Source organism: Luedemannella helvata (assembly GCF_039528415.1).
Taxonomy (GTDB): domain Bacteria; phylum Actinomycetota; class Actinomycetes; order Mycobacteriales; family Micromonosporaceae; genus Luedemannella; species Luedemannella helvata.
The window spans coordinates 70,822-93,293 of sequence record NZ_BAAALS010000009.1 but is presented as its reverse complement, the minus strand read 5'-3'; the positions used below and the strand labels follow the sequence as shown (position 1 = coordinate 93,293).

Genomic DNA, 22,472 nt, shown 5'->3' with positions numbered 1-22,472 from the left:
CCGGTCAGTCGCCCGAGCGACCGGTCAGCTTGCGGCGCACCGCCGTGGCGCGCGCCTGCACGCCCCAGACCGTGGTGCGCCACAGCGCCTCACGCACGATCGCCGAGCTCATCTTGCTGGCCCCCCGCTCCCGCTCGGCGAACGTGATCGGCAGTTCGACCACCCGGAACCCGTGCCGCAGCGCCCGCCACGCGAGGTCGACCTGGAAGCAGTAGCCCTGCGACGCCACCGAGTCGAGTTCGATCTTGTCGAGGACGGGCATCCGGAAGGCCCGGTAACCGCCGGTGATGTCCTTGATCGGCACGCCGATGGCCATGCGGACGTAGAAATTTCCGATGCGCGAGATCGCGAACCGGTGCGCGGGCCAGTTCACGACCTTCCCGCCGGGCACCCAGCGCGAGCCGAGCGCCAAGTCGGCGTTCGACAGGGCGTCGAGCAGCTTCGGCAGCTCCTCGGGGGCGTGGGAGCCGTCCGCGTCCATCTCCACGACGGCGTCGTAGCCGTGCTCCTTGGCGTACGCGAAGCCTGCCAGGTAGGCGGCGCCGAGGCCCTGCTTGCCCTCCCGGTGCAACACCTTGACGTGATCGTCGGCGGCCGCCAGCTCGTCGGCGATGTCGCCCGTGCCGTCCGGGCTGTTGTCGTCGGCGATCAGCACGTGCGCGGCGGGAACGGCCTTGCGGAGCCGGTCGGTGATGAACCGGATGTTTTCGGCCTCGTTGTACGTGGGAATGATGACCAGCACCCGACCGACGCCTGGGTACGTGTCGGTATCTGACGATGCGTTCGTCACTCTTCCTGCCCTTCAGCCACCGTTTCGGCACCTCGCGCGCGGCGACGGATGATTACCCCGCAGGCGATGATGGTAAGCGCCGCACCTGCCAGAGTGAATTCGGGCAGTCCCCCGAATCTGGTGGCAATGGTACGTCCCTCCGGCAGTGCCACCGTAGCGCTGATCACCGCCGGGGTATTGAAGGCTGTCGCTTGGGTCACGGTTCCGTCCGGGGCGACGAACGCCGAGATGCCCACGGTCGAGGCCATGAGGGCCGCCCGCCCGTGCTCCACCGCCCGCAGGCGCACCATGGCCAGCTGCTGGCTGGCCTCGGCCGCGTTGAACGTGGCGTTGTTGGTCTGCACGACGAGCAGCTGCGCGCCGCCGGTCACCACGTCGCGCACGATCGTGTCGTAGGCCACCTCGAAGCAGATGACGTCGCCGATCGTGACATCGCCCATACGCATGACGCCGGGGCGGTCGCCGCCGATGAAGTCCGACCGCACGAGGTCGACCTTGTCGCTGATCTTGCGGGCGATGTCACGCAGCGGCACGTACTCGGCGAACGGTACGGGGTGGCGCTTGACGTACGGTTCCTGCGGGCCGGACCCGGGCAGCCACACGATGCCGACGTTGCGCACGTGGTCGCCGGGGCCGTTGAGCAGGCCGCCGACGAGGATGGGCGCGCGGATGGCGTGGGCGGCGCCGTCGATCGCGGCGCGGGCGTCCGCGTTCGCGAGGGGGTCGATGTCGCTGGCGTTCTCCGGCCAGATCACCAGGTCGGGCTGCGGTTCGATGCCCTGCGACACCCGGGTGGCCAGCGCGATCGTGCCGCTGATGTGGTTGTCGAGCACGGCCCGCCGCTGGGCGTTGAAGTCCAGGCCCAGCCGGGGCACGTTGCCCTGCACGATGGCGACGCGGGCGCTCGGTACCCCCGTGGTGGCGGGCGACGGGACGGCGAGCGGGCCGAGCGCCACCAGGGCGGCCACCCCGACGGGCACGAGCACGCGGCGCAGGGCGTACGGCCGCCACGCCGCGAGCGCCAGCAGGCCGCCCAGCACGCCCACGGCGAACGTCACCATCGGGGCGCCGCCGACCGCGGCCAGCCCGAGCAGCGGCGACTCGCCCTGGCTGAACGCCAGCCGGCCCCACGGGAACCCGCCGAACGGCGTACGGTCGCGCAGCGCCTCCTGCCCCACCCACAACGCACCGGTCACCAGCGGCCAGCTCCACCGCCACCGGTCCACGACCGGGCTGACCACGGCGGTCGCGAGCCCCAGCAGGCCCAGGTAGAGCGCCTCAAGGCCGGACAGCAGCAGCCACGGCAGGGCACCCACGTTGATGCCCGTCCAGCTCAGCAGCGGCACGAAGAAGGCGACCCCGGCGAGCGACCCGAGAAGCAGGCCGGTGCGGGCGCGGCGGCGGTGCGCGGCGGTCGCGAGCAGCGCCACGCCCACGGGCGCGAGCCACCACAGGCCCACGGGCGGGAACGCGGCCAGCATCGCCCCACCGGCCGCCACGGCGGCGAGCGCGGCGGCCCACAGGGGCAGGGGGGCGGCCGGGTGGGTCGGCGCGTCGGCGGGCGCGTCGACTGCCGACGCCTCAAGAAGCATGCCGACCATCGTGCCCGAAGCGAGTCGGGGCCGACCAGCGAGGATGCCGAATCGGACATGGCTCGGGGCGCGGCATTTGCGCCGCGCCCCGACTCCCAGGTCCCTCCTGGCCGGTTCGGCAGACCAGACCCGCGCGCGGCCTTCGGACCGACCCGCGATCGACTGGCTGTCTGTCGCGGGCCGTTGTCTACTGGCCGGGCGTGCCTGCTGCCGTGTGGCCCCTGCTCCACCCTGTCGCAGGGCCCACCACCGCAGAACGACCATCTCCGGTGCGGCCACGCCCGCCCCCGACCGCTGGTCTTGGCAACGCCAGCGGGCGCAATGAACGTTAGGCGCACTGATGGTCGTCCACGGAAAAGGACTCAAGAACGGTACGACCCCCGGGGCGGGCCGTGTCAACACTTCCACTGAAGGATCTTGAGGGGGACGGCGTGTCGCCCTGGCGTGTTCGTCAATCCCCGGCCAGCCGAGCCCGGAGCAGCCGCCGGGCGGCCGCCGGATGAGGTTGCGCCAGCAGACCGGCCGCTGCCAGCACGTACTCGTGATCGATGAGCACCCGCGCGGACGTCGGCACGCGCCACCCACCCGCGTGATCGGCGAGGATCGCGTCGAGGACCGACCTGGCCGCGGCTGGTGCGGCGTGACGCAGGACACCCCCGGACCCGACGACGAGCCGCACGCGGCGCAGGTCCCGGTCGCGGCCATGGCGGCGCACGGCGACCGTGGCGGCCAGGCGGGCCAGCCGCAGGTCGGCGTCGCCGTCCGCCAGCAGCGCGGGATCGGCCGCCCGCCGCGGCGCCGCCGTCACCAGGTCGGGGTCGACGGCGAGCCGTTCCGTGGCCGCCGCGTCCAGCACGCCGGGCGCGCTCCAGCGAACGCCGAGGTCGCCCTCCACCGTGCGGCCGTGCCACAGCGTTCCCGCGACGTCCGCGCCGGCGTCGTCGGGGCGCAGCACCGAGTACACGTCCGTGGTCGCCCCACCCACGTCCACGGCCAGCAGGTCGCCGCCCAGTTCGTCCGCGAGCAGCGCCACGGCCGTCAGCACCACGTCCGGGGTCGCGCCGCGCACCAGTGAGGCGAACCGCGTCCCCCGCGAGAGGCCCTTGCCGCCGATGACGTGCCGCAGGAACACCTCGCGGATCGCGGCGCGGGCGGGCGCGGGGTTCAGTTCGCCGATGCGCGGCAGGACGTTGTCGGTCGCCACCACGGGCACGCGGTGCTCACCCAGGTGGGCGGCCACGGCGTCGCGGGCCTCGGCGTTGCCCGCGAGTACGACCGGAACGCGTACCCGCGCGCGGGCGAGCCGGTCGGCGTTGTGGCGCAGCACGTCCTCGTCGCCGCCGTCGGTGCCCCCGGCCAGCAGGATCACGTCAGGGCGGGCCTGGCGCAGTTCTTGGACCCCGGCCGGGTCGAGGCGGCCGTGCGCGATGTGGACGACGCGCGCGCCGGCGGTGAGGGCCACCCGGCGGGCCGCCTCCGCCGTGATCCGGCGCTCGTAGCCGACCACGGCCAGCCGCAGCCCGCCGCCGGCCGACGAGCAGACGTACGTCGCCGCGTCGCGCGGCGCCCCGGCGGCGCTGACCGCTGCGTCGAGGCCGTGCAGCACGTCCGTGGTGATCGTGGTCGGACGCGCGGCGGTGGCGACCAGCGCGCCGCTGTCCAGGTCGACGACCGCGACCTTGGTGTACGTGGACCCGACGTCCGCGCAGACCGCGACGCTCACGGCTTCGGCGGGACCACGACCGTGCCGGTGGCCCGCACGGCGACGATCGGCTCGCGGAGGACCTCGGCGGCGGACCCGCCCCGGTCCGGCCGACCCCGGCAGACCACCCGGCACTCGAAGTCGATCGTCCGGCTGCGGGTACCCATCCTCGTCACCGTTCCGGCGATCTCCAGCACGTCGCCGGCCCGCACGGGGGCCAGGAACTGAACGTCCGCATAGGACGCGAACAGCCCTTCGTCGCCGTCGAGCCGAATGCAGATCTCGGTCGCCACGTCCCCGAACAGCCCGAGCGAGTACGCGCCGTCGACGAGGTGACCGGCGTAGTGCGCGTGCGCGTACGGCACGTACCGCCGATGGGTGACCGTCAGCATGGCACCAGCCTTTCCACCAGGTAGGAGGCCACCTCGCGGGGGGTGGTGCCCCGGCCGAAGATGCGGTCCACACCCAGCTCGCCGGTGGCCAACTCGTCGAAGCGCGGCCCGCCGACCACCAGCAGGGGGCGTTTGCCGGCTGGGAACGCCTCCCGGAACGCCGCCGACATCTCCATCGTGTTGCGCAGGTGGGCGTCGCGCTGCGTGACCACCTGGCTGACGAGTACCGCGTCGGCCTTCTCCGCGCGTGCCCGGTTGACCAGCTCCGGCACGGTCACCTGCGCGCCCAGGTTGGTGACCGCGAACTCCCGGTAGGACTCCAGGCCCTTCTCCCCCGCGATCCCCTTGAGGTTCAGGATCGCGTCGATGCCCACGGTGTGCGCGTCGTCGCCGATGCAGGCGCCCACGACGGTCAGCTTGCGGCGCAACTTCTGCTTGATCAGCGTGTTGATCTCCTTGGGTGAGCGCAGCGGGAAGTCCCGCTCGGCCACCACGACCTTGCTGAGGTCGACCAGGTGGTTGACCCTGCCGTAGACGACGAAGAACGTGAAGCCCTCGCCCAGCTGCCTGGCGTGCACGACCATGGCCGGGTCCATGCCCATCTTCGCGGCCAGTTGCAGCGCCGCGCCCTCCGCGCGCTTGTCCGCCGGTACGGGCAGGGTGAAGCTCAGCTGCACCATCCCGTCGCCGGTCGTGTCCCCGTAGGGCCTGATCACGCTGCCTCCAGGATGTCCGTCGCGGGGTTGTAGTAGTCGTCCTCGTGCGCGGCGACGCCGTCGAGGCCCTTGCCCCGGTCGGCGGGCCGCTTCATGATCCCGAACGTGCCGTCGGCGATGGCGGTGAGCAGCGGCGCGGCGCCGCCGTCGTTCACGATGCGTTCCAGCAGGTCGAGGGCCTCATTGAGGACCTGGTTGGCACGTTGCTGGATGAACCCGCCCGGCGCGGGCACGAAGTCCTCGTGCAGGCCGCCGGCCGCGTTGAGCACGTAGTGGACGTTCTGCAAGGCGATATCGCGATCCGATAGCCACGGCGTGACCACGGCCTCGGTCATCATGCCGACCAGCAGGATGCCCTGCCCGGTCATGGCCCCAGCCAGGTTGAAGAACCCGTCGAGCAGGTTGCCCCGGAACACGTCGCCGGTCATGTGCTTGGTCGGCGGCATCCACTTCAGCGGCGCGTCCGGGAACAGCTCCCGGGCCAGCAGCGCGTGCGCCAGCTCCAGCCGGAACGACTCCGGCAGGTCGGGGTTTATCTCGAAGGCGTGGCCGAGGCCGAGCTGCCAGTCCGCCAGGCCGGCCTCGTGCGCGAAGTACTCGTTGAGCAGCTGCGACACCGTCACCGTATGCGCCGCCTCGACCGCGTCGGCCGTGGTGAGGTAGTTGTCCTCGCCGGTGTTGATGATGATCCCGGCGCGGGCGTGGACCTGCCGCGAGAACCGCTGGTCGACGAACGTGCGGACGGGGTTGATGTCGCGGAACAGGATGCCGTACATGGAGTCGTTGAGCATCATGTCCAGCCGCTCCAACCCGGCCAGAGTCGCGATCTCCGGCATGCACAGCCCGGACGCGTAGTTGGTCAGCCGGACGTACCGCTTGAGCTCCTTGGAGGACTCGTCGAGCGCCGCGCGCATGAGCCGGAAGTTCTCCTGCGTGGCGTACGTGCCCGCGAACCCCTCCCGCGTCGCCCCCTCCGGGACGTAGTCCAGCAGGGACTGCCCGGTCGACCGGATCACCGCGATGACGTCCGCTCCCGCCCGGGCGGCCGCCTGCGCCTGGGGGATGTCCTCGTAGATGTCGCCGGTCGCCACGATCAGGTAGATCCACGGCCGCCGGGGCGGGTCCCCCAGGCGCTTGACCAGCCGCTCGCGCTCGGCGCGGCGCCGGTCGACGCGCCGGATGCCCGCGCCGGTCGCCCGCCGCGCGGCCCTCGCGGCCGCTCTGGCCTGCGCGCCGGTGGGTACCCGGAACCGCACCGAGCCCGCGGCCGCCTTCTGCGCCAGCAGGGTCACGTCGTCGAGACCCTCGGCCGCGAGCGCGTGCCACACGGGAAGCGCCACCCCGTGCCCGAGCCCGACGTCCGCGCGCACCGCGTCGACCAGGCGGTTCACCCAGGGGATGCCGTCCGGGTCGGCGCCGGTGACGCCGGCCAGCCGCAGCACCGCCCGCTCCACGGCCACGGTCGTGTGGCTGCGCGCCAGCTCCACCACCGGCCGCCCCACGCGCTCGGCCAGGGCGCGCGCCCGGGCCACGAGCCGCGGATCGAGGTCAAGCTTGCGCGGGGCGGACATACGCGTACTCCTTAGAGCTCGTTCTCGTCGAAGATCGTGACGCCGCGCAGGACGGTGCGCCAGCACGACGGCAGGGCGGGGTGGGGTTCGTCCGGGTTGTCCGCCACCAGGGTGGGCAGGCCCTTGGTGAGCGCCGGGGCGTCCCAGACGGCGAACGTCGCCGGGGCGCCGGGCTGCAGGATGCCCTCCCCGTCGAGGTGCGCCGCGCGCCAGCCGCCACGGGTGTGCGCGGCGAACGCCGCCCGCGCGCTGATGCGCTGCACCGGGTTGTGGTGGCACATCGCGGCGCGCACGGTGCCCCACGGGTCCAGCGGCGTGACCGGCGAGTCCGACCCGAACGCCAGGGCCACGCCGACGCCGGCCATCGCGCCGATCGGATTGGACGCCAGCGACCGGTCGACTCCCAGGCGCAGGGCGTACATCTGGTCGTCGCCGCCCCAGAGCCGGTCGAACGCCGGCTGCATGCTGGCCACGATCCCGTACTCGACGAAGCCCCGGATCAGCTCCCTGTTCATGATCTCGGCGTGCTCGACGCGGTGGCGGCCGGCGCGCAGCCGGTCGCGCCCGACCACGCGGGCGGCGGCCGCGAAGCCGGCCAGCACGGTCGCGATGGCGGCGTCGCCGATGGCGTGGAAGCCGCCCTGCGCGTCGTGGCGCGCGCAGTCGACGAGGTGGTCACGCACCTGCTCGGCGGTGACGTAGGCGTGCCCGCACGCGCCCTCGTCGCCGTCGAGGTAGGCATCGGACACGTGCGCGGTCCGCGCGCCCAGCGCGCCGTCGGCGTAGAGGTCGCCGCCCGCGCCGAGCGCGCCCAGTTCGCGGGCCTTGGCGGCGCCCATGAGCTCGCCCCAATACCCGTACACCTCGGGCAGGCCATGGGCCGCGCCGCCCAGCGACAGCACGTGGGTGAAGTCGTCCTCGCTGGAGGTGCCCGGGCCGCCGCACTCGTGCACGGCCGCGATCCCGTACGAGGCGGCCGTGCGCAGGGCGACGACTTGGGCGTCGCGGCGCTGCGCCGTCGTGATCGAGCCCATCGCGATGCCGCGTACGGCATGGTGCGCGTCGCGGCGCAGCCAGCCGGTGGCGTCGTAGCCCGGCGCGGTCGTCACGGCCGGCGACGCGGCCGCGAGCAGCGCGGTTGACGCGACCGCCGAGTGGATCGACGCCTGCGACAGGTACACCATCCGGCCGTCGGCGGCCCGGTCCAGTTGGGCGGCGGTCGGCGGGACCTTGTCGGCCCACCCCGACTCGTCCCAGCCGTGGCCGGCGACGACCGCGTCCGGGGGCAGCGACGCGCAGTGCGCCGCGACCGCGTCGAGCACCTCGCGCGCCGAGCGGGTCGCGCTCAGGTCCAGGCCGGACAGCGCGATGCCGGTGTCCGTGGCGTGCACGTGGGCGTCCACGAACGCGGGCGTGACGAGCCCGCCGTCGAGGTCGACGACCGTACCGGCCGCGGGCGCGTCGGCGTCCGCGCCCAGCCAGGTGATCGTGCCGTCGGCCACGAGCAGAGCGGTGGCCCTCGGGTCAGCCGGGCTGTAGACGCGGCCGTTGCGGAAAAGCGTGGGGGTCATGGCGTCATCCTGCCGCCTCCGCCGCGAGGCGCGCCGCGAAGAGGGCGCGGATGCCCGGTACGTCACGCAGCAGGGTCAGGGCCAGGTCGGCGTGGCCGGGCACGTACCCGTTGCCGATCAGCATGGTGACGTCGGCCGCGAGGCCCTCGGCGCCCAACGCGGCGGCCGGGAAGCTCGTCGCCATGCTGAAGAAGATCACCGTGCCGCCGTTCGCGGTGGCCAGGATCGCCCCGTGCTCGCAGCCGGGCACGTCCACGCACACGACGGTCACGTCGGCGGGCCGCCCGAGATGCCGCTCGACCGCGTGCGCGAGGGCCACCGGGTCGCGGGCGTCGGCGAGCGCGACGTCGTCGGCCACGTCGGCCGCCGTCAGGCGGTCGCGCTCCGCGGCGCTGGGAACAACGCCGAGCGTACGGGCGGCGCCCGCGCGCCTGGCCGCGGCGAGCGCGAGCGACCCGGACTTGCCTGCGCCCCCGATCACGGCGACCGTGGGCTGGCCGCCGTGGTCGCGGTGCTGGGCCACGACCCTGGTGGTCAGGGCGGGCGCGCCGCACACGTCGAGGACGGCCAGGGCCAGCTCCGGGGCCAGGTCGTCGGGGAGGACGGCGGCGACGGAGCGGGCGAACAGGATGGCGTGCCCGCTGGTCGGGACCTGCTCGGAGTGCCCGTCCCAGCGCGCGAGCTCGTCGGCGATGGCCAGCGGCGTGAGGGTGAGCGAGACCAGGGTGGCGATCCGGTCGCCCGGCCTGAGGCCCAGGGGCGAGCGTGGGCCGACCGCATCGACCGTACCGATGAGCATCCCGCCCGACCCGGTGACCGGATTGTGCATCTTTCCGCAGTTTTTGATGATGTCGAGGACGGCGGCTCGGACGGCGTCGCCGTCGCCGCCGTGGGCGGTGTGCAGCTGGCGGAAGCTGGCCGCGTCGAGGTTGAGCCGCTCGACGCGCACCCGCACCTCGTCGTCGGCGATGTCTGGCGCGGTGTCCAGGCTGCGCGCGGCCTGGGGAAGCACCCCGTGCGGGGCGAGGACGCGGTGCAGGCCCACCGGCGACGACATACCCATGATCCGGATGCTCCCTTGCGCTTCGGCCTCTTGACAGGAAATTATTCGGCAGACTAGTGACTTGGCCGAATAATCTCTACTACCCTCGCCCGAGTCGTGGTCATTGCGCAAGGGAGGTGTCGGCGTGAACGAGCCGTACGGGTACCGCCGGCGGGAACTGGTCGAACCCGACTGGACCCGCTTCCCCGGCTGGCGTGACGTGACCGGGGCGGACTGGGCGTCCGCCCAGTGGCAGCGCGCCCACTGCGTGAAGAACATCGAGCAGCTCAAGGGCGTACTCGGAGATCTTGTCTCGGAGGTCTTCTACGCGGACCTGGCGGCCGACCAGCAACGGTTCGCCACCATGTCGATGCTCGTGCCCCCGCAGATGATCAATACGATGGTGCCGGCCGGCGCCGCCGACTGGACGGCGGCGTTCTACGCCGACCCGGTGCGCCGCTACATGATCCCGGTGGCGTCCGACCGGCGCGCGGACTGGCCGTCGCATCCGAACGCGTCGCGCGACTCGCTGCACGAGCACGACATGTGGGTGGCCGAGGGCCTCACCCACCGCTACCCCACCAAGGTGCTCGCCGAACTGCTGTCGACCTGCCCGCAGTACTGCGGGCACTGCACCCGCATGGACCTGGTCGGCAACTCCACCCCCTCGGTGGACAAGCTGAAGCTGTCCCTGAAGCCGACCGACCGCTACGCGGCGATGCTGGCCTACCTGGCCGCCCACCCCGAGGTGCGCGACGTCGTCGTCTCCGGCGGCGACGTGGCCAACGTGCCGTGGCGCAACCTCGAGGCGTTCCTCAACCGGCTGCTCGACCTCGACTCCGTGCGCGACATCCGCCTGGCCACGAAGGCGCTCGCCGCCCTGCCGCAGCACTGGCTGGCGCCCGACGTCGTCGAGGGCCTGGGCCGGGTCGCCGCGCGGGCGCGCTCACAGGGCGTGAACCTGGCGATCCACACGCACGTCAACCACGCCCAGTCGGTGACGCCGCTGGTGGCGCGCGCCGCCCGGGTCGCCCTGGACGCCGGGGTGCGCGACGTGCGCAACCAGGGCGTACTCATGCGCGGCGTCAACGACTCCGCGGAGGCGCTGCTCGACCTGTGCTTCGCGCTGCACGGCGAGGCCGGCGTGCTGCCCTACTACTTCTACATGTGCGACATGATCCCCAACGCCGAGCACTGGCGCGTGGCGCTGTGGCAGGCCCAGCAGCTGCAGCACGACATCATGGGCTACCTGCCCGGCTACGCCACCCCCCGCATCGTGTGCGACGTACCCTTCGTCGGCAAGCGCTGGGTCCACATGGCCGCCGAGTACGACCGGGAGCTGGGCATCTCGTGGTGGAACAAGGGCTACCGCACCCAGCTCGAAGTGGCGGAGGGCATCACCGAGGGCCGCCAGTACGCCTACTACGACCCGATCGACACCCTGCCGGAGGTGGGCCGGAAGTTCTGGTCCCGCGACGCGCCGTCAAGGGTTGCTTGACGCGGGAGATCATCGAACATACGTTTGATCGGTGTACGCGGGACCTACGATCGTGGACGTGTCCGACGTCATGATCGAACGTGCCGCGGTGGTGGCGCTGCTGCGCTCCCCCGGCGCGTCGTGGTCACACGTCGCCGCCGAGGTGCTGGACCGCGGCAGCGCGGTCTCGCTGCTGCGCGAGCCGTCCGGTCAGCAGGACATACTGGCTGACCCGGACGCGGCGCTCGAGGACGCAGTCGCCGAGGTCCGGGCGTGGGAGTCGGCGGGCATCGGCGTGCACTGCGTGCTGGACGCGTCGTATCCCGCGCTGCTGCGCGACATCCGCGAGCGGCCCCCGCTGCTGTTCAGCCGGGGACAGCTCGCCGATGACGTCCGTGCGATCGCGGTGGTGGGCAGCCGCGCGGCGAGCGACCGGGCGTGCGACATCGCGGGCGCGATCGCCGCCGAGCTGGTCGCCCGGCGGGTCACGATCGTGAGTGGACTGGCCGCCGGCATCGACACCGCAGCCCACCACGGTGCGCTCGCGGCCGGCGGGCGCACGGTCGCCGTGATAGGCACCGGTGTCGACCAGACCTATCCGTCGACCAACCGGCCGCTGCAACAGCGCATCGCGACCGAGGGCCTCGTGCTTTCCCAGTTCTGGCCCGACGCCCCACCGCGCCGCGAACACTTTCCCATGCGCAATGCCGTCATGAGCGGCTACTCGGCCGCCACGGTCGTGGTCGAAGCGGGTGAGCACAGCGGGGTGCGTATTCAGGCGCGGCTGGCGCTGCAACACGGGCGGCAGGTGATTGTGCGCAAGGAGCTGCTGGAGCTGGAGTGGGTGCGCCACCTCGCCACCCGGCCGGGCGTGCACGTGTCCGCAAGCCTGGAAGAACTGGTCAACGCGGTCGACGATGTGCTCCGCCAGCGCGATGTGCTCCTGTCCGGCCGGGAGGGGATCGCTGGCCTCTTTAGCTGACCGGCTCGCGCGCCTGCGCGCAACGGTTCAACCCCTCGCCAACTACCTGCACAACCCTCTCGCCCCCGGACCCGGCGTCTGCGCCGTGTGTCGAAGTGCCGTCAACCCCGGCTGGCGGACCTGCCCGCCATGCGCCGCGTACGCCAGCGCTCCGGCCGATATGGGTCCCGACATCGTGGCGCCGATCGCGTACGCGATCCATGGTGAGCAGCATTACGAAGACCTCAAGTCCTACAAGGCGTACAGGCCCGCGTCGCTGGCCACAGGCCGGCTGGCCGCCATCGGGGAGTTGTTTCTGCTCCAGCATCGGGCCTGCCTGGAACGCGCGGCCGGTCGGCGGCTGGCGCACGCGTCCTTCGTGCCGAGTACGTCGGCCAGGGTGGGGCGGCATCCTCTCGGCGCGCTGCTCGACATCGACGCCGATCCCGGGTATGTCGCGCTGCGGCCGGATAGGACGTATCCCGTCGGACAGCGTCAGTTCGCCCGGGACTGGTTTCGCGCGGACGCACCCGCGCGGGGCTGGATTGGTGGCGTTGTCCTGCTCGATGACACCTGGACCACCGGATCGCGGGTGCAGTCGGCCGCGTACGCCCTCAAGGCGGCCGGAGCACCGGCCGTGGTCGCGGTCGTCCTGGGACGGTTCGTCCGCGCCGACCGGCCGGCCGCGGCCTCGCTGATCGACCGCGCGCGGGCCCGGCCGTTTGACACGACTCGTTGTGTCATCTGCGAGGCCTGACGCACCGCGCTCCCGGCGGTTTCACAGCTGGGGCGGCTACGGTGGGTGCCGTGGACGAGTACGAGGCCCGGCGGGTGGTGGACGCGCTGCGCAACCGGGGTGTGCCCGCGCACGTGGAGCGGGCCTCGGTGGCGCAGTTCGGCGTGCGGGTGATGCTGCCCGATGGGCGCCAGGCGATCTGGGACACGGACGGCACGGCGGGCCTGGAGGCCCAGGTCATGCGCAACGGCGTCCTCGTCGGGTTCGTGCCGATGATCGAGGGTTCGGAGCATTTCACCGAGGAGCAGGTCATCGACGCGATCGCGCGGGCCGACTACGACCAGCCGATCGGTCGGCTGCGCGCGACCGCGCCGCCGCCGGCGCCTCCGCTGCCGATGGAGGGCGGGTTCTTCCGCCGGTTCCTCGGCGGGTTCCGGGAACGCTGACGCGGCCCACCAGGCCGAAGCCAGGGGGCCGCGCCGCTTGCCTACTTCACGCCGGGGATGCGCTGGGTGGCCTCGCGGATCGTCTCGCCGAAGTCGGCCCGCTCCCACGAGCGGGTGATGAAGCCGCGGACCAGCTCCACCACGACCATCACGGCGCTGATGGCCACGCCGATCGTGACGCCCACGGGCAGCCACTCCCACACCTCCGCCGGCCAGTCGACCGCCGCCCGGAACGCGGGGTTGATCAGGCGGTCGGTCCTGGCGACCCAGAGCAGGACGCCGGACGCCGCCAGGTTCACGACCGCGCCGGCCACCGCGAGGGGCGCGCTCCACCGCACGTGCAGCTTGACGTAGTTGAAGCTCAGGCCGACCAGCGCGAGGACGAGGAACAGGTACACCACACCGGTGTCCCACAGCCAGGGCGACAGGACGCCGATCGGGCCGCCGGACGCGTCGGTCTTGAACCGCAGTACGGGCGTGAGCAGCACGAACGCGGCGAACAACACCATCATCACGGTCTCGGCGATCAGGTCGGCGTGGCGGCGCCGACGCTTCGGCGGCTCGGGCAGCTGGTCGAGCGTCCAGTCACGGATGACCGACGCGCGCACGCTGGGCAGCCGTTCGAGGATCGCGAACAGCAGCGTGGTCCAGAAGGCCACGTTGACGCCCGTGGTGATGGCGGCGGTGATGATGTCGCCGATCACCTGACCGACGTCGCCGTCGACGGCGCGCGCGATGCCGGCGATCGTCGCGACGATCGGCACGACGATGGCGATCAGCGCGGTCAGCAGCCTGGTGTAGGGCAGGAACAGGTCCGGGCCGATGAGGTGCAGCGGCCGGTCGGCGTACCCGGCGGCCAGGCGGGCGGGGTCGCCCAGGCCGGTCAGCACCGCGCGCTCCGCCTCCGCCGGGTCCTCGCCCGCCTCGACGCGGGCCTCGACCGCGTCGTCGATGGAGGCCCGCAGCTCGCGCTCGATGTCGGCGCGCTGGCGCTCGGGCAGGCGGCGCAAGGTCGCCTCGACGTAGCGCTCGGTCAGGGAAGGGGTAGGGGCGGTCATCATTCACCTCTCAAGCTGCGGAAGGCGGTGTTGAGGTCGGTCCAGTCGGCGGTGAGCGCGTCGGCGAGGGCGTGGCCGTCGTCGCTGGTCCGGTAGAACTTGCGGGGGCGGGCTTCGTCGGTGTTCCAGTCGCTGGCGAGCAGGCCCTGCTTCTCGAGCCGGCGCAGCAGCGGATAGAGCGTGTTGGCGTCGACGGCGAAGCCGGAGCGCTCGAGCTGGTCGAGCAGCGCGTAGCCGTAGTTGGGCTCCTTGAGGATGATCAAGCAGGCCAGCACGACGGTGCCGCGTCGCAGCTCCTGCAGGTGCATCCCGTACAGCTCTTCGTCGTACATGCTCCACACGATACTGTGCTTCACACACTATCGCAAGTCACACATCAATAGAACTCACACTCCGTTGTGTCCCCCGCCGGCCCGCCAAGGCGACGTTTGGGCGGTTCGGCGTGTATACCCACCCCCGGGTTACACGCCGAACCGCCCAAACGTCGGGCTGGGGAGCGACCGGCAACGAGCCGACAGCGGCGTTGCGAGGACGGCCAGGGTGAGGGAACGGGCGGTTACGGGGGCCATCAGGTGCCGGGTCGCCGGCGCGATCGCGCGGCTGACAAATCACAATTCGGCACCGGCAACATGGCCGAAATACGAAGCACTGAATGTGAAACGCGCTCTGGCTACGGTCGCCCCGTTCTGATCACTCCTCGGAGGATCGCCGCACGTCACGGACTCGATGACCCTGGAGCGTTTGCCATGACGTACACAATGGACCGACGCCGACTTCTCGCCAACAGCCTGCGCGCCGCGGCCGGCCTGGCCGTCCTCGGCTCCGCGCCGACACTGCTCGCCGGGTGCGGCGACGACGAGGAGACCCCGGCAGGCCCCACGAACCTGGGCACCCTCGACTACCAGCTTTCCTGGATCAAGAACGTGGAGTTCGCCGGCCAGTACATCGCCGACACCAAGGGCTACTACGCGGCGGCCGGCTTCACCGCCGTCAACCTCATGGCGGGCGGCCCGAACGTCAGCCAGGACTCCGTCGTGGCCGCCGGCAAGGCCCTGGTCGGCATCTCCTCGCCGGACATCACCGCCGCGGCGATCCTCAAGGGGGCCCCGCTGGTGCTCATCGGCGCGCAGTACCAGAAGAACCCGTTCTGCATCATGAGCCTGAAGGACAAGCCGATCACCACCCCGCAGGACATGGTGGGCAAGAAGATCGGCGTGCAGGCCACCAACGAGCCCGTGTGGGCGGCGTTCCTCAAGGCCAACAACCTCGACCCGGCGTCCATCACCAAGGTGCCGGCCCAGTTCGACCCGGCGCCCCTGGTCAACAAGGAGGTCGACGGCTGGTTCTCATTCTTCACCAACGAGCCGAACCTGCTCAAGACCCAGGGCCACGAGACCGCCGTGATGCTGCTCAACGACCACGGGTACCCGATGGTGTCCGAGGTGTACGTGGTCCGCAAGGACTCGCTGACCAGCAAGCGCGACGCGCTCAAGGCCATGCTGATCGCGGACATCAAGGGCTGGGCCGACTCGGTCAAGGACCCGAAACTGGGCGCCAACCTGGCCGCCACGAAGTACGGCAAGGACCTCGGCCTCAACGAGGCCGAGCAGGTGCTCGAATCCGAGGCCCAGAACACGGTCGTGGCCACGGACGAGACGAAGGCCAACGGCCTGTTCACCATCACCGACGCGAAGATCACCGAGACGATCGCGACGCTGGCGCTGGGCGGGGTGACGATCACCAAGGAGCAGCTGTTCGACATGTCCGTGCTCGCCGAGGTCTACCAGGAGAACCCGGACCTCAAGGGGCTGCTCTGACCGGGGACGCGACCGACGGCATCGTGCTGCGCGCGCTGACCAAGCGGTTCACGATCCGCCGGTCCACGGTGACCGCGCTCGACGGAGTGGACCTGGCCACCCCGTCCGGCGCGTTCGTCGCGTTGCTCGGCCCGTCGGGCTGCGGCAAGTCGACGATCCTGCGCATCCTGGCCGACCTGGAGCAGCCGACCTCCGGCGAGGCCCTGGTGCACGGGCGCGTCCCGGCGGCGACCCGGCGCGAGCACGAACTGGGCATCGCGTTCCAGGATGCGGCCCTGCTGCCGTGGCGGTCGGTGCGCGCCAACATCCGCCTGCCGCTGGAGGTCAGCGGCGTACGCGTCGACGACAACGCCATCACCGACCTGATCAAGCTGGTCGGGCTGGAGGGCTTCGAGCAGGCGCGGCCCGCGCAGCTGTCCGGCGGCATGCGCCAGCGCGTCGCCATCGCCCGCGCCCTGGTGGTGCAGCCGCGCATCCTGCTGCTCGACGAGCCGTTCGGGGCGCTGGACGAGATGACCCGCCAGCGGCTCAACCTGGAGCTGCAACGCGTGTGGAGCGAGCGGGCGGCAACCACCCTGCTGGTCACCCACTCGATCGCCGAGGCGGTGTTCCTGGCCGACGTGGTGGCGGTGATGAGCCCACGTCCGGGCCGCATCGTCGCCACCGTGCCGATCGACCTGCCCCGGCCCCGCACCCCGGAGATGATCCGCACACCGCGGTTCCATGAGCTGGCCGACCAGCTCAGCGCCCTGCTGTTCGGGGGTTCGGCATGAGACGGTGGCTGCCCGGGACCGTCGGGGTCGTGGCGCTGCTGGCGGTGTGGGAGACCATCGGGCGTACGGTGTTCGCCGGCAACCGGGCGGTGCCACCGCCGACGGCGATCGCGCGCCAGTTCGCCGCCGACGGGCTCGATTTCTACCTGCCCAACGTCGCGACCACGCTGCGTGAGGCGTCGCTGGGCTGGCTGATCGGCAACGTGATCGCGATCGCGTTGGCGGTCGCGTTCGTGCAGATCCCCCTGGTCGAACGGGCGCTGCTGCAGGTCGCGCTGGCGAGCTACTGCCTGCCGGTCATCGCGATCGGCCCGGTGCTGGCGATCCTGTTCAGCGACGACACCCCCAAGGTGATCCTGGCGGCCCTGTCGGTCATCTTCACCACCCTCATCGGCACGCTCGTGGGCCTGCGCGACGCCGACCGCACCAGCCTGGAGCTGATCCGCGCGTACGGCGGGGGCAGCTGGACGCAGCTGTGGAAGGTGCGGCTGCGCGCCTGCCTGCCCAGCATGTTCGCCGGGCTGTGCATCGCCGCGCCGGCCGCGATGCTCGGCGCGATCATCGGCGAGTACCTGGGCGCCGAGTCCGGCCTGGGCGTCGCGATGATCAATTCGCAGCAGAGCTTCGCGGTGGAGCGCACCTGGGGCATCGCCCTGGTCGCCACGGCCCTCTCCGGCGCCGCGTACGGGCTGACCGCCCTGGTGGGCGGCCTGCTCACCCCCTGGGCGCCGCGGGTGTCCGGATGAGCGCGCCGGTTGCCGCCCCGGCACGGGCCGGCCGGCGGCTGCTGTCCGGGCTGGGCGGCGCGGTGCTGTCGATCGGCGCGGTGCTCGCCGTGTGGCAGCTGCTGGTCAAGGGCTTCGCGCTGGACCCCTTCCTGACCCGCGGCCCGTTCGACGTGCTGGACTACCTCACCGACCCGGCGCACGACGCCGAACGCGCCGTGCTGTGGCAGGCCAGCCGGGTCACCGCCCGCGACGCGGCCATCGGCCTGCTGTCCGGCACACTCGCCGGCCTCGGCACGGCGGTCGTGTTCGCGCTGTGGCGCGGGGTGCGCCAGACGCTGCTGCCGGTCGCCATGGCCCTGCGGGCCGTGCCGCTGGTCGCGATGACGCCGCTGATCGCGCTCGTGTTCGGCCGGGGCCTGCTCGCGATCACCGTGGTCGCGGGCATCGTCACGTTCTTCCCCGTCCTGGTGAACGTCTCCCTCGCGCTGCGTGGCGTGCCGGCCTCGTCGGTGGACCTCATCCGGGCGTACGGGGGGTCGAAGCTCGCGCTGATGTGGCGCGTGCAGTTGCCGGCGGCCCTACCGGCGTTGTTCGCGGCGGCCCGCATCGCCGCCCCGCTGGCCCTGGTCGGGGCGCTGCTGGCCGAGTGGCTCACCACCGGTGAAGGGCTGGGTCACCTGATGCTGCAGTCGCTGACGACGTTCGAGCTGGACCGCATGTGGTCGGCGGTCGCGATCGTCACCCTGGCCTCGATCGTGCTCTACGCGCTCATCAGCGCGGTCGAGCAGATGACCCTGGCCCGGTACGCGTTCACCCAGCGGCGGACCTGACGCCGCGATCCGGCCGGCGCACAGCGTGACGGGGCGCGGACGGCCGTCCGCGCCCCGTACGACCGGTATGCTCAGCTGAGCGCGTCCTTGACGTCCTTCGCGGCGTCCTTGACGTGCTCACCGGCCTGCTTGGCGCCGGCGCTGGCCTGGTCGGCCTGCCCCTCGGCCTGCAGGCGCTCGTTGTCGGTCTTGTCGCCGACGAACTCCTTGGTCTTGCCCTTGGCCTCTTCGGCCTGATTGCGGATCTTGTCGTCGAGACCCATGGCTCCCCCTTTGGATCATGGTTTCGTCATACGACGAACAGATGCCCTGGCCGAGGGCATTGGAAACATGATCGAAGGGATCAGGCGGGTGACAAGGTGTTGCGGGTGTCCGGGGCGTCGAGCGCGCCGGCCCAGTGCAGGTGCCCGACGGCCTTGTTGTCCGGATCGGGCGCGACCCGCCACCCCGGCGGACAGATGTTCCAGCCCGCGTCGCGGCGGCTGACCCTGGCCGGCCCCCGGAACGTCGCTCCCGCCAGCACCACGCCACCCTCGCACCGCGCGCCCCGGAACCCGGCCGACCGCTGGAAGATCGCGTCGTTGAACGTGGCGCGTCCCCGCAGGACGGCGGCGGCGAACCAGGCGTGACCGTTGAACACCACCCCGGAGAACCCGGCCGCGCCGCCCACGTCGACCCCGCCGAACCACGCGTCGCCGTGGAACGTGGCGGTCTCGAAGTGCGCCGACGCCAGGAAGGTCGCCGTGTCGAACCACGCGTGCTCGGTGAACACCGCCCCCCGGAAGCGGGCGTCGGCGCCGAACACGGCGCCCCGCGCCAGTACCGGCTCGTGCAGCACGACCCGGTCGAAACCGGCCACCCCGTCGACCCGGCAACCGCTGAGATCCAGCCCGACCAGGCGCGCGCCGGTCAGGTCCAGGGACATGCCCGGCCAGAACGTGACCGGATGGGCCGGGCGCAGGTGGCGGGTGAGGATCTTCTGCGCCGCCCGGCGTACGGGCAGGTCGTCGTTCGTGGCGGACCACGGCATGCGCAGGTAGGCGCAGACGACGTCCACGACGGCCGCCCGTTGGTCGGGGCTGTGCTGGCCGATGAGCTCCAGTGTGTACAGGCCGCCGAGACGTACCGGCGGGCGCGCGTCCTGAAGCTGGCCCACGGCCGTGGCGAACGTGTCCGTCACCCGCTGGTGCGCCGACCATCGCATGGCCGAATTGTGCCGTAGCGCCAACGGATTGGCCATCCCCCGAACGACAGCCGGCGACCCCGCTCAGGCCCGGTGGCGGGCGACCGGCACAGTGGTGGCATGGGTTTCGTGTCAGGACTGGACCTCTCCCGCGCCTTCTACACCGACGCGGTGCGGCCACTGCTCGACGCGGGCTGGCCGAGCCTGTCGCACAGCGCGGCGCTGGTCGGTCCCGGTTCGGAGGTGCTGGGCTTCGACTCGCCGCGTTCCACCGACCACGACTGGGGCCCGCGCGTGCTGCTGTTCCTGCGCCGCGAGGACCTGCGCGCGCAGGGCCGCGAGATCAGCACCGCGCTCGCCCACCGGCTGCCCCGCGACTTCCTGGGATATCCCACCAACTTCGTCTCGACCGGCGGCGTGTCCGTGTCGATGCAGCCGACCGACGGGCCGGTGCAGCACCGGGTCATGCTGACCAGCCCCGAGGCGTGGTGGGCCAACATGCTCGGCTTCGACCCGGCGCGGCCGCCCACCGTCCTGGACTGGCTGGCCCTGCCGTGGCAGAAACTCGCCGAGGTCACCGGCGGGGAGGTCTTCCACGACGGCCTGGCCGCACTCGAACCGGTCCGCGCCCAGCTCACCTGGTACCCCGACGACGTGTGGCGCTACGTGCTCGCCTGCCAGTGGCAGCGCATCGCCCAGGAGGAGCCGTTCGTGGGCCGCGCCGCCGAGGCGGGCGACCCGATCGGCGCGGCCGTGCTCGGCGCCCGGCTGGTCCGCGACATCATGCGGCTGTACCTGCTCATGAACCGCCGCTGGCCCCCGTACGCGAAGTGGCTGGGCACCGCGTACGGGCGCCTGGCGGGTGGGTCGGAGCTGACCGAGGCGCTGTGGGGCGCGGTGACGGCCGGGCACGACGCGGCCCGCGAGGCGCACCTGTGCCGCGCGTACGAGACGATCGCCGAGGTGCACAACGGGCTGGGGCTGACCGAACCGCTGGACCCGACCACCCGCTATTTCCACGACCGCCCCTACGGGGTGCTCGACGCCGGGCGCTTCGGCGCGGCGCTGGTCGCCCGGATCACCGACCCCCGGGTACGCGACCTGCCGCTGGTCGGGTCCGTGGACCAGTTCGTCGACAGCGCCGACGTGCTGTCGCACACCGACCGTGCCCGCGCGGCGGCGCTGCTCGTGCTCCAGAATCATCCGGATGGGTACCGTTTATCTGATCCGGCACGGTGAGACCGAGTGGAGCCGCTCGGGCCAGCACACCTCGTTCACCGATCTCGACCTGACGGCCCGAGGGGCGGACCAGGCCGCCGCGCTGGCGCCCGTACTCGCGGGGGTGGAGTTCGCGGCGGTGCTGACCAGCCCGCGCCTGCGGGCGCGACGCACCGCGGACCTCGCGGGCCTGCCCGGCGCCGTGGTGGACGAGGACCTGGCCGAGTGGCACTACGGCGGGTACGAGGGCCTGACCACCGCGCAGATCCACGAACGGGCCCCGGGTTGGTCGCTGTGGACGGACGGCGGCGGCCCCGGCGGCGAGACCCCCGAACAGGTCGGCGAGCGGGTCGACCGGCTGTTGGCCCGGGTGCGCTCGCTGACGGGCGACGTGGCGCTCGTCGCGCACGGGCACTGCCTGCGCGTGATCGCCGCCCGCTGGGTGGGCCTGCCGGTGGCGCTGGCGAAGATCTTCTACCTGGACACGGCGACCGTCAGCGTCCTCGGCCACGAGCACGGCGAGCCGGTGCTGCGCCGCTGGAACGCCGCCGCGTAAGCGAACTGAGGGGCCCGACCGGTGCTGGTCGGGCCCCTCAGCCCGCGGTGTGGGTCAGCGGGCTGCGCCGGCGCGCCGCTTGGTCCACACGTCGAACGCGACGGCCGCGAGCAGGACCAGGCCCTTGACGAGCATGACCCGGTCCGGCGGCTGGCTCATCAGCGACATGCCGTTGTTGATGACGCCCATGATGAGACCGCCGGTGATGGCGCCGACGACCTTGCCGACGCCGCCCTGCACGGCGGCGCCGCCGATGAACGCCGCCGCGATCGCGTCCAGCTCGAAGGAGTTGCCGGCGGTCGGCTGGGCCAGGTTGAGCCGGCCGGCGAAGATGATGCCGGCGACCGCCGACAGCACGCCCATGTTCACGAACAGCCAGAACACGACCGACTTGGTCCGTACGCCGGACAGCTGCGCGGCCAGCAGGTTGCCGCCCACCGCGTAGATCTGGCGGCCGAACACCGAGCGCTGGGTGAGCAGCGAGTACCCGAGCACGAGGACCGCGAGCAGGACAAGCACCCAGGGCAGGTTCTTGAACCGGGCCAGCTGCACGACCAGGAACATGATCGCCACGGCGCCGCCGAGAATCTTGGCGACGAACATGCCGATCGGCTCGACGGTCTGGTCGTAGCCCAGCCGGGCCCGCCGGGCCCGCCACTGCGCCGCGGCGAAGCCGGCGACCGCGAGAATGCCGACGATGAGGCTGAACAGGTCGGCACCGCCGAGCGGGCCCAGCCCCACGTTGCCCAGATAGCCCTCGGTGAACCCGTTGGACAGGGTGCGCACCTCGTCCGGGAACGGGCCGATGCCCCGGTTGCCGAGGACCATCATCGTGATCGCCCGGAACAGCAGCATGCCGGCCAGGGTCACGATGAACGCGGGGATGCCGAAGTAGGCGACCCAGAACGCCTGCCAGGCACCGATGAGACCGCCGGCCACCAGCGTGATGAGGATGGCCAGCGGCCACGGCACGTTGTGGTTGACCATCAGCACGGCCGACAGCGCGCCGGTCACCGCGACCACCGAGCCGACGGACAGGTCGATGTGACCCGCGATGATGATCATGATCATCCCGATCGCGAGGATCAGGATGTACGAGTTCTGCACGATGATGTTCGAGATGTTCTGCGGCTGCAGCAACGACCCGTCGGTCAGCACCGCGAACAGCGCCACGATCGCCACGAACGCGAAGTAGATGCCGCTCTGGCGAAGGTTGAACGAGAACCGGGTGCGTGACGGTCTGCCGGGAGGGGGAGCCGCCTCAGCAAGGCCCTGCTCACTCAGGGCCACATCAGCGTTGGTGGTGCTCATCG

Annotated in this window: 23 protein-coding genes; 10 read left to right on the top strand and 13 right to left on the bottom strand. The window is 72.0% G+C overall.

Annotated features, from left to right (window positions below):
• Window positions 1-4: 4 nt before the first annotated feature.
• The 8 genes from ABD191_RS11380 to kdd form a co-directional block, all read right to left on the bottom strand.
• Window positions 5-790: a polyprenol monophosphomannose synthase gene (locus ABD191_RS11380; protein WP_344079860.1), complete on the bottom strand. Its 786-nt coding sequence runs from the start codon at window positions 788-790 to the stop codon at window positions 5-7.
• Window positions 787-2,382, bottom strand: a complete 1,596-nt coding sequence (lnt, locus tag ABD191_RS11375; RefSeq protein WP_344079857.1) for an apolipoprotein N-acyltransferase — start codon at window positions 2,380-2,382, stop codon at window positions 787-789. The genes ABD191_RS11380 and lnt overlap by 4 nt, the downstream gene beginning before the upstream one ends.
• A gap of 451 nt (window positions 2,383-2,833) precedes the next feature.
• On the bottom strand, window positions 2,834-4,105 hold the full coding sequence (locus ABD191_RS11370) for a glutamate mutase L (RefSeq protein ID WP_344079854.1): 1,272 nt from the start codon (window positions 4,103-4,105) through the stop codon (window positions 2,834-2,836).
• On the bottom strand, window positions 4,102-4,476 hold the full coding sequence (gene kal, locus ABD191_RS11365; RefSeq protein WP_344079851.1) for a 3-aminobutyryl-CoA ammonia lyase: 375 nt from the start codon (window positions 4,474-4,476) through the stop codon (window positions 4,102-4,104). Before kal ends, ABD191_RS11370 begins: the two co-directional genes overlap by 4 nt.
• Window positions 4,470-5,192 carry a lysine 5,6-aminomutase subunit beta gene (gene kamE / locus ABD191_RS11360; protein ID WP_486341493.1) on the bottom strand — a complete coding sequence of 241 codons (723 nt, stop codon included), beginning with the start codon at window positions 5,190-5,192 and terminating at the stop codon, window positions 4,470-4,472. Before kamE ends, kal begins: the two co-directional genes overlap by 7 nt.
• Entirely contained in the window at window positions 5,189-6,763 is a 1,575-nt protein-coding gene (gene kamD / locus ABD191_RS11355; RefSeq protein WP_344079848.1) for a lysine 5,6-aminomutase subunit alpha, read from the bottom strand. Before kamD ends, kamE begins: the two co-directional genes overlap by 4 nt.
• Before the next feature lie 11 nt (window positions 6,764-6,774).
• Complete coding sequence (locus ABD191_RS11350) at window positions 6,775-8,334, bottom strand: amidohydrolase (RefSeq protein ID WP_344079845.1); 1,560 nt, start codon at window positions 8,332-8,334, stop codon at window positions 6,775-6,777.
• A 4-nt stretch (window positions 8,335-8,338) separates the two neighbouring features.
• On the bottom strand, window positions 8,339-9,391 hold the full coding sequence (gene kdd / locus ABD191_RS11345; protein WP_344080167.1) for an L-erythro-3,5-diaminohexanoate dehydrogenase: 1,053 nt from the start codon (window positions 9,389-9,391) through the stop codon (window positions 8,339-8,341).
• 130 nt (window positions 9,392-9,521) lie between these two features.
• Between kdd and ABD191_RS11340 the strand changes: the two genes are divergently transcribed.
• The 4 genes from ABD191_RS11340 (at window position 9,522) to ABD191_RS11325 (ending at window position 12,996) form a co-directional block, all read left to right on the top strand.
• A complete protein-coding gene (locus tag ABD191_RS11340) occupies window positions 9,522-10,874 on the top strand; it encodes a KamA family radical SAM protein (protein ID WP_344079842.1) in 1,353 nt (450 codons plus the stop codon).
• Window positions 10,875-10,932: 58 nt separating this feature from the next.
• Window positions 10,933-11,835, top strand: a complete 903-nt coding sequence (locus tag ABD191_RS11335) for a DNA-processing protein DprA (protein WP_344079839.1) — start codon at window positions 10,933-10,935, stop codon at window positions 11,833-11,835.
• Between the two features lie 175 nt (window positions 11,836-12,010).
• The gene (locus ABD191_RS11330) at window positions 12,011-12,571 is read left to right on the top strand and encodes a hypothetical protein (RefSeq protein WP_344079836.1); all 561 of its coding nucleotides are present in this window, start codon (window positions 12,011-12,013) and stop codon (window positions 12,569-12,571) included.
• Between the two features lie 50 nt (window positions 12,572-12,621).
• The gene (locus tag ABD191_RS11325) at window positions 12,622-12,996 is read left to right on the top strand and encodes a hypothetical protein (RefSeq protein ID WP_344079833.1); all 375 of its coding nucleotides are present in this window, start codon (window positions 12,622-12,624) and stop codon (window positions 12,994-12,996) included.
• Between the two features lie 41 nt (window positions 12,997-13,037).
• On the opposite strand, the gene ABD191_RS11320 is transcribed toward ABD191_RS11325, so the two are convergent.
• A complete protein-coding gene (locus ABD191_RS11320) occupies window positions 13,038-14,054 on the bottom strand; it encodes a permease prefix domain 1-containing protein (protein ID WP_344079830.1) in 1,017 nt (338 codons plus the stop codon).
• Window positions 14,054-14,386: a PadR family transcriptional regulator gene (locus ABD191_RS11315; protein ID WP_344079827.1), complete on the bottom strand. Its 333-nt coding sequence runs from the start codon at window positions 14,384-14,386 to the stop codon at window positions 14,054-14,056. The genes ABD191_RS11320 and ABD191_RS11315 overlap by 1 nt, the downstream gene beginning before the upstream one ends.
• A gap of 414 nt (window positions 14,387-14,800) precedes the next feature.
• Between ABD191_RS11315 and ABD191_RS11310 the strand changes: the two genes are divergently transcribed.
• Genes ABD191_RS11310 through ABD191_RS11295 form a run of 4 tightly spaced genes read left to right on the top strand, consistent with a single transcriptional unit; the run spans window position 14,801 to window position 18,202 of the window.
• A complete protein-coding gene (locus tag ABD191_RS11310; protein ID WP_344079824.1) occupies window positions 14,801-15,871 on the top strand; it encodes an ABC transporter substrate-binding protein in 1,071 nt (356 codons plus the stop codon).
• Window positions 15,872-15,894: 23 nt separating this feature from the next.
• Window positions 15,895-16,644: an ABC transporter ATP-binding protein gene (locus ABD191_RS11305; RefSeq protein WP_344079820.1), complete on the top strand. Its 750-nt coding sequence runs from the start codon at window positions 15,895-15,897 to the stop codon at window positions 16,642-16,644.
• A complete protein-coding gene (locus tag ABD191_RS11300; RefSeq protein WP_344079817.1) occupies window positions 16,641-17,390 on the top strand; it encodes an ABC transporter permease in 750 nt (249 codons plus the stop codon). The genes ABD191_RS11305 and ABD191_RS11300 overlap by 4 nt, the downstream gene beginning before the upstream one ends.
• The gene (locus tag ABD191_RS11295) at window positions 17,387-18,202 is read left to right on the top strand and encodes an ABC transporter permease (RefSeq protein ID WP_344079813.1); all 816 of its coding nucleotides are present in this window, start codon (window positions 17,387-17,389) and stop codon (window positions 18,200-18,202) included. Before ABD191_RS11300 ends, ABD191_RS11295 begins: the two co-directional genes overlap by 4 nt.
• Window positions 18,203-18,273: 71 nt before the next feature.
• Here the strand turns inward: ABD191_RS11295 and ABD191_RS11290 are convergent, their stop codons facing one another.
• Complete coding sequence (locus ABD191_RS11290; RefSeq protein WP_344079811.1) at window positions 18,274-18,465, bottom strand: CsbD family protein; 192 nt, start codon at window positions 18,463-18,465, stop codon at window positions 18,274-18,276.
• Between the two features lie 80 nt (window positions 18,466-18,545).
• Window positions 18,546-19,406: a pentapeptide repeat-containing protein gene (locus tag ABD191_RS11285; protein ID WP_344079808.1), complete on the bottom strand. Its 861-nt coding sequence runs from the start codon at window positions 19,404-19,406 to the stop codon at window positions 18,546-18,548.
• Window positions 19,407-19,505: 99 nt separating this feature from the next.
• Between ABD191_RS11285 and ABD191_RS11280 the strand changes: the two genes are divergently transcribed.
• Window positions 19,506-20,624: a DUF4037 domain-containing protein gene (locus ABD191_RS11280; RefSeq protein WP_344079805.1), complete on the top strand. Its 1,119-nt coding sequence runs from the start codon at window positions 19,506-19,508 to the stop codon at window positions 20,622-20,624.
• On the top strand, window positions 20,593-21,159 hold the full coding sequence (locus ABD191_RS11275) for a histidine phosphatase family protein (RefSeq protein WP_344079802.1): 567 nt from the start codon (window positions 20,593-20,595) through the stop codon (window positions 21,157-21,159). The genes ABD191_RS11280 and ABD191_RS11275 overlap by 32 nt, the downstream gene beginning before the upstream one ends.
• A 54-nt stretch (window positions 21,160-21,213) precedes the next feature.
• Here ABD191_RS11275 and mmsB read toward each other — a convergent pair whose 3' ends face one another.
• On the bottom strand, window positions 21,214-22,470 hold the full coding sequence (gene mmsB, locus ABD191_RS11270) for a multiple monosaccharide ABC transporter permease (RefSeq protein ID WP_344079799.1): 1,257 nt from the start codon (window positions 22,468-22,470) through the stop codon (window positions 21,214-21,216).
• Window positions 22,471-22,472: the final 2 nt, after the last annotated feature.